General features: G+C 68.8%; 4 protein-coding genes and 1 pseudogene. All 5 read left to right on the top strand.

The features are described 5' to 3' along the window. The coding region (locus C2134_RS17575) for a translocation/assembly module TamB domain-containing protein (protein WP_199179970.1) at nucleotides 1-1,873 on the top strand (1,873 nt) is incomplete at its 5' end. A 474-nt stretch (nucleotides 1,874-2,347) separates the two neighbouring features. After that, nucleotides 2,348-3,790 (top strand): efflux transporter outer membrane subunit, encoded by a 1,443-nt coding sequence (locus C2134_RS17570; RefSeq protein ID WP_103321382.1) that lies wholly within the window; start codon nucleotides 2,348-2,350, stop codon nucleotides 3,788-3,790. Then, the gene (locus tag C2134_RS17565; protein WP_103321381.1) at nucleotides 3,787-5,910 is read left to right on the top strand and encodes an FUSC family protein; all 2,124 of its coding nucleotides are present in this window, start codon (nucleotides 3,787-3,789) and stop codon (nucleotides 5,908-5,910) included. The genes C2134_RS17570 and C2134_RS17565 overlap by 4 nt, the downstream gene beginning before the upstream one ends. Then, nucleotides 5,900-6,100, top strand: a complete 201-nt coding sequence (locus C2134_RS17560; protein WP_043629058.1) for a DUF1656 domain-containing protein — start codon at nucleotides 5,900-5,902, stop codon at nucleotides 6,098-6,100. The genes C2134_RS17565 and C2134_RS17560 overlap by 11 nt, the downstream gene beginning before the upstream one ends. A gap of 22 nt (nucleotides 6,101-6,122) precedes the next feature. Then, nucleotides 6,123-6,373: pseudogene (locus C2134_RS21975) on the top strand (hypothetical protein); the annotation flags it as partial.

Here is a 6,373-nt window from a genome sequence, read left to right as displayed (position 1 = left end):
CACCCGCGCCCGCCACAGCCTGCAACTGGATGGCCGCTTCCGGCTGGACGAGCTGGCTTATGGCGTGCAGCTGGCCGCCGCCGGGGGCCTGGGCCACGACAACGGCTGGCAGGGCAGCGTGCAGAAACTGGAGCTGAGCGGCAAGCCTGGCCTCAGCCTGCAGGCGCCGGCCGCCCTGGCCATCGCCGCGGATGGCCAGCTCAAGCTGGGCGCCGCGCGCCTGGCCGCGCTCGGCGGCAGCCTGAGCATAAGCGATTTCAGCCGCCAGGCCAGCGGCGCGCTGTCCAGCCACGGCAGCGCGCGCGGCATCCGCCTGGCCGAGCTGGGGCCGCTGCTGAAGCTGCCGGTGGAGCAGAACCTGCAGTTCGATGCCGACTGGGGGCTGAACCCGTCCGGCGTCGGCCAGCTGGCGCTGTGGCGCAGCGGCGGCGACGTGCAGCTGCCGCTGGACAAGAACCGCCATGCCGCGCTGGGCCTGAAGACCGCGCGGCTGGATGTCAGCTTGGATGGCCGCATGCTCGCCTTCAATGTCAACCTGGACAGCCGCTTCGCCCAGGCGCAGGGCCAGGGCAGCCTGCCGTGGAACGGCGGCCGCATCGACGGCCATACGCCGCTGTCCGGCAATGTCCGCGCCAGCCTGCCGGCCTTGTCCGCGCTGGCAGAACTGGCGGGTCCGGGCCTGGTGCTGGGCGGCAAGCTGTCGGCCGATCTGGCGCTGAGCGGCCCGCTGGGCGAGCCGCAGGCGCAGGGCGCGATCCGCGGCGAGCAATTGAAGCTGGAAGACCACCGCACCGGCATCGCGCTGAGCGATGGCAGCCTGCAGGCCCGGATAGACGGCCGCCGGCTGAGCATGCAGCAGCTGCGTTTCGTCAGCGGCAAGGGCGATGTCACGGCCAGCGGTTCGCTGGACTTCAGCGACGCCCAGCCCGACGCCCGCGTCAAAGTGGTGCTGCAGCGCTTCAGCGTGTTCGACAAGCCGAACCGCCGGCTGGTGGTGTCCGGCCAGAGCGAACTGGCCTTCGTCGGCGGCAAGCTGTCGCTGACCGGACGCATCCGCTCTGATCAAGGCCGCGTCGGCTTGCCCAAGCTCGGCGCGCCGGATCTGGGCGCCGATGTGGTGGTGATCGGCCGCGCGCCGCCGGAACCGTCCGCCTTCGCCAGCATGCCGCTGACGGTGGCGCTGGACCTGGACCTGGGCGAGCGCTTCCGCTTCTCCGGCCAAGGCCTGGATGTCGAACTGTCCGGCCTGGTGCATGTCAGCGCCAATCCGGGCGAGGCGCCGGCGGCCAAGGGCCAGGTCAAGGTGGACAAGGGCCGTTACAAGGCCTACGGTCAGGATCTGGACATTACTTTTGGCGCGATCACCTTCAACGGTCCCTTGGATAATCCGCTGCTGAACGTGCAGGCCAAGCGCCGCTTGTCGCCGGTCGGCGCCGGGGTGGAAGTCAGCGGATCGGTGTCCGCGCCCAAAGTCCGGCTGATTGCCGATGAGCCGATGACCGACAAGGACAAGCTGGCCTGGCTGGTGCTCGGCCGTGCCGCCAGCGGCGACCGCGACAACAACGACCTGGCCGCCTCGGCCGGCATGATGCTGGCCGGCTCGATCAACGACCACATCGGCCTGTTCGACGATCTGGGCGTGTCCAGCCGCCAGGAAAAGACGCTGGCCAACGGCACGGTCAGCCCGGCCGAGCAGGTGGTGACGGTGGGCCGCCAACTGACGCGCGAGCTGTACCTCGGCTACGAGTACGGCATCAGCAGCGCCGACCAGGCGGTGAAGCTGGCTTACCAGCTGTCCAAGAGCTGGTCGGTGATTCTGCGCGCCGGCACCGCGCTGTCCACGGAGTCGCGCTACACCGTGCGGTTTGACTGAGGATAATCCTTTATCTGAATGTCATCGACAAGTGTTAGAATCAGAAACGATTTTGGTTCGCTTCCTGCTTAGCGCTTGTTCAAGATCTTGTGGGCTTTGAATCCGCTGCGCGGATGATGGTTTGGATTGCCGGGGCTGCCCGGCGAGCAGGGAGGGGATATTTGCTTGGCCAGATATCCCCTCCACCCCTAAAGGCCACCCTGCAAGCCTGGCCTGCGGCTAACCGCCGGGTCCCGTCAGGCCCGAGGCACGGCTGAACTCGTCCCGCGCTAACGTCGCGGGACTCAAACATGCAGCCGCTTAAGACCTCGGGCCTGCCACCCGACGGCAGGCTTGAAGGGACGGGGCGCATCGTAAACGTGTAGTTTTCCCGTAGGCCAAGTCCAACAGCGAAAGATACTGAACAGGCTCCAAGCGCTTGGCCAAATCAGGCCGCGAGGCGGCCTTTTTTACGGATGGTTACTGGTGCGACGCATGCATAGGTTTTACGTGGCGGTATCGTGGCTGCTGGCGGCGGCGCTGGCAGGCTGCGCCAACCCCGGCGACAACGGGCCGCGCGCGCGGCTGCTGGACCCGAACAGCCTGGAAGCGGGCGCGGCCATCGCCGCCGCCGCGGACAAGGCCGGCTGGCCGCGCGACGACTGGTGGCGCGCGCTGAACGACGCGCAGCTCGATGAGCTGGTTGCCGCCGGGCTGGCCGGCAACCCCAATCTGCAAGCGGCCCAGGCCCGGCTGGCCCAGGCCAAGGCCCTGGCCGGCGTGGCCGAATCCGCCACGCTGCCGCAGGTCAACGCCGAGCTGTCCTTCACCCGCCAGCGCTATTCCGAACAAGATTTCATTCCCCCGCCGGAAGCCGGCAATTATTCCTGGTACAACCACGCCACGCTGAACGCCGGCTACGACCTCGACCTATGGGGACGCCAGCGCACCGCGCTGGCCGCCGCGCTGGACCAGGCGGAAGTGTGGGCGGCCGAGGCGCAGTTGGCGCGGCTGAACCTGGCCACGGCCATCGTGCGCGATTACGCCCAGCTGGCGGTGCAATACGAGGTCAAAGACCTGTTGCGCGAGAGCCTGGCGCAGCGCGAGCGTTTTCTGCTGCTGTCGAAGAAGCGCAAGGCGGCCGGTTTGGGCACCGAGGCCGAGGTGGTGTTGAACGAGTCGCGGCTGCCGGCCTTGCGCAACCAGATCGAACAGGTGGACGAGAATATTTCGCTGCTGGGCAAGCAGCTGGCGGCGCTGGCCGGCAAAGGTCCTGGGGCCGGGGAGGCGCTGCGGCGTCCCGCGCTGCGGCTGGGTCAGCATCCGGTCACGCTGCCGTCGGCGCTGCCGGCGGAACTGATAGGCCGCCGGCCGGACGTGGTAGCGAAGCGCTGGCAGGTGGAGGCGGAGGCGAAGAAGATAGACGCCGCCCGCGCCACCTTCTACCCGAATATCGACTTGCAGGCTTTCATCGGCTTCCAGTCCATAGGCTTCGACAACTTCCCGTCCACCGCCACCGGGGTGCGCGGCATCGGGCCGGCCATCACCCTGCCCATCTTCGAGGGCGGCCGGCTGCGCAGCCAGCTCGGCGCCCAGGCGGCGGCTTATGACGCGGCAGTGGCGGGCTACAACGCCAGCGTGGTGCATGCCTTGAACGAGGTGGCGGCCAGTGTCGTGCGCTCGCGCTCGCTGGCCGAGCAGCAGAAGCAGGCCGAGCAGGCCCGCGCCAGCGCCGAACGCGCGCTGAAGCTGGCGCAGCAGGGCTTCCGCGCCGGCTTGTCCGAGCAGGACGGCGTGCTGTCGGCGCGGCTGTCGCTGCTGGATGCCCGGCAGCAGCTGGTGCGCATCCACGGCGAGCGGCTGGACAGCTATGCCGCGCTGATGAGCGCGCTGGGCGGCGGCGTGGCCGTTCATCACCCGCAAGGGCAGGGCCGATGAGCGGGGGCCTCGCCGCGGCCGGGCGGCGCATCGCCGACGACTGGCTGTCGAGCGAGGGCGAGAACTGGAGCTTCGTCGCCAAGACGCTGCTGGCCGCCTTCGCCGCGCTGTGGATCGCGTTCCGCCTGGGTTTCGATTCGCCCAGTTCGGCCATGGTGTCGGTATTCATCGTCGCCTTCCCGCGCAGCGGCGCGGTGCTGGAAAAAAGCGTGTACCGGATACTGGGCACGCTGGTTGGCAGCGTGGCGGCATTGGCCTTGGCCGGCCTGTTTGACGGCCAGCCGGTGCTGATGCTGATCAGCCTGGCCCTGTGGGTGGGCGTCTGCACCAGCGGCGCCACCTTGTACCGCGACTCGCGCTCCTACGCCTTCGTCTTGTCCGGCTACACCGCCTGCATCATCGGTTTGCCGGCGCTGAATCATCCGCTGGCCATCTTCAATCTGGCGGTGACGCGGGTGTCGGAAATCTCGCTGGGCATTCTGTGCTGCGCCCTGGTCAACGACTTCATCCTGCCCAAGAGCCAGGCCGAGGTCGTGGTGCGCACGGTGCGCGCCCGCTATCAAGGTTTCGTGCTGCTGTGCCAGCAGGCGCTGGCGCAAAGGTTGGACAAGGCCACGCTGGAGGCGACGCAGCTGCGCTTCGCCGCCGACATCGCGGCGCTGGAGGCCGGCCGCGCCGCGGCGTTCTTCGAGGCCGGCACGGTGCGCGCCCGCAGCAACCAGCTGCACGCTTTCAACGCCACCTTCATGGCGGCGCTGACGACTTTCCACACCCTGCACCGGCAGATGCAGCGGCTGCGCGCCGATGCGGCCTCGCCGCTGCCGGCGCTGCTGTACCCGCTGTTCGGCCAGGCCGCCGCCGCGCTGGCGCTGGACGAAGGCCCGGCGCGCACCGCGCAGGAAGCCGGGGAGACGCTGCGCAAGCTGGAGGCGATGCGGCCGGCGCTGGCGCGCGCGCTGGAAGCGGCGCGCGAGGCCTTGCTGGCGATGCCGCACGACGAGATGCGGCGCATCGAGTTTGACACCGCCGCCGAGCTGCTGCTGCGTTTCGTCGACGAAATGCTGACTTTCACCGCCGTCTACCACGGTTTGCGACAGCGCAATCCGCTGCAGGTGGAGGCATTGGCCTATTCGCCGCGCACGCCGTCCGCCATCGCGCTGGCCAGCGGGGGGCGCGCCGCGCTGACCTTGCTGACGCTGTCCCTGGCCTGGTACTGGCTGGCCTGGCCCAGCGCGCTGGGCGCGGTGCTGCTGGCCACTATTTTTTGCGGGCTCGCCTCGTCGTCGCCGCGGCCGACGCTGATGGTGAAGCAGATCATGATCGGCTTTGCCGTCGGCACGCCGCTGGCCTATGTTTGCGCCTTCATGCTGCTGAACCAGGCGGAAGGCTTCCCGCAACTGGTGCTGGCGATGGCGCCGTTCCTGGCCTTGGGGTGCTATCTGAAGTGCCTGCCCAAGACCGCGGGCATCGGCAGCGGCATCGTGCTGCTGATGGCGCAGGCCGTCAATCCGGAAAACATGATGCGCTACGACGTGGCCGGCTTCTTCAACGACGGCATCGCCCGCCTGCTGGGGCTGGCGCTGGCGGCGCTGTTCTTCGTGCTGGTGCTGCCGGAACATACCATGGGTTCGCGCCGCCACATCGCCGCCGTGCTGTGGCGCGAGGCCCGCGCCACCTGCCGCGCCGCTTTGCCGCACCTGAAGCAGCGCTTCGGCAACCGCGTGCGCGATCTGATGAACCAATTGAATGCCGCGCCGGGGCCGCGCGACGATCCGGCGCGCCAGGCCACCGTCAGCCAGGCGATCACGCTGCTGGAGCTGGGGCTGACCATCGTCGACCTGCGCGAGTTGGCGGCGGACGCGCATGCGTCGGCGCAGCGCGCGCTGCTGGACGCGGTGGTCGCGCTGGACCGCTATTTCGCCGCGCCGGACGAAACCGCGCTGCGCGCGGCGCTGGCCGCCTTGCGCGCCGGCGGCCCGGTGATACGCGAGCGGCTGGCGGTGGCCTTGCCGGACGAGGCGGCGCGGCTCAAGCGCATGCTGGCCACGCTGCACCTGATTCACACCTCGCTGCTGGACGCCCTGCCGCAGCCGGATACCGGAGACAAGCATGCCGCGTGAAATCGCCGTATACGGCATTTTGCTGCCCACCCTGTTGCCGCTGTTCGTGCTCAGCCTGCTGTTGCAGGCCGGCGTGGACTGGCTGCTGGGCAAATTGGGCGTTTACGAGCACGTCTGGCACCCGGCGCTGTTCCGCTGGTGCCTGCTGGCCGTGATTTTCGGCGGCCTCGCGCTGCCGCTCTACCATTGAAACCGATTCCTGGACTTACGCCATGCGCGCCCATTTCCTCCTCCGCTACCTGATCACGTTTGCCCTGCTCATTGTCGCCGTCTGGATAGGCAAGGCCCTGTGGGACCATTACATGCTGTCGCCGTGGACGCGGGACGGCCGGATCAAGGCCGATGTGGTCTCCGTCGCCGCCGATGTGTCCGGCTTGGTGACGGAGGTGGCCGTCAAGGACAACCAGCCGGTGCGCAAGGGCGACGTGCTGTTCGTGATCGACCCCAGCCGCTACCGCGCCGC

It is taken from the genome of Chromobacterium sinusclupearum (assembly GCF_002902845.1).
Taxonomy (GTDB): domain Bacteria; phylum Pseudomonadota; class Gammaproteobacteria; order Burkholderiales; family Chromobacteriaceae; genus Chromobacterium; species Chromobacterium sinusclupearum.
This window is presented reverse-complemented; position numbering and strand designations above follow the sequence as displayed.

Bases quoted from the DNA above. Each gene is read 5' to 3' on its own strand.
- C2134_RS17570 (WP_103321382.1), top strand. From the start codon at position 2,348: ATGCATAGGTTTTACGTGGCGGTATCGTGGCTGCTGGCGGCGGCGCTG.
- C2134_RS17565 (WP_103321381.1), top strand. From the start codon at position 3,787: ATGAGCGGGGGCCTCGCCGCGGCCGGGCGGCGCATCGCCGACGACTGG.
- C2134_RS17560 (WP_043629058.1), top strand. From the start codon at position 5,900: ATGCCGCGTGAAATCGCCGTATACGGCATTTTGCTGCCCACCCTGTTG.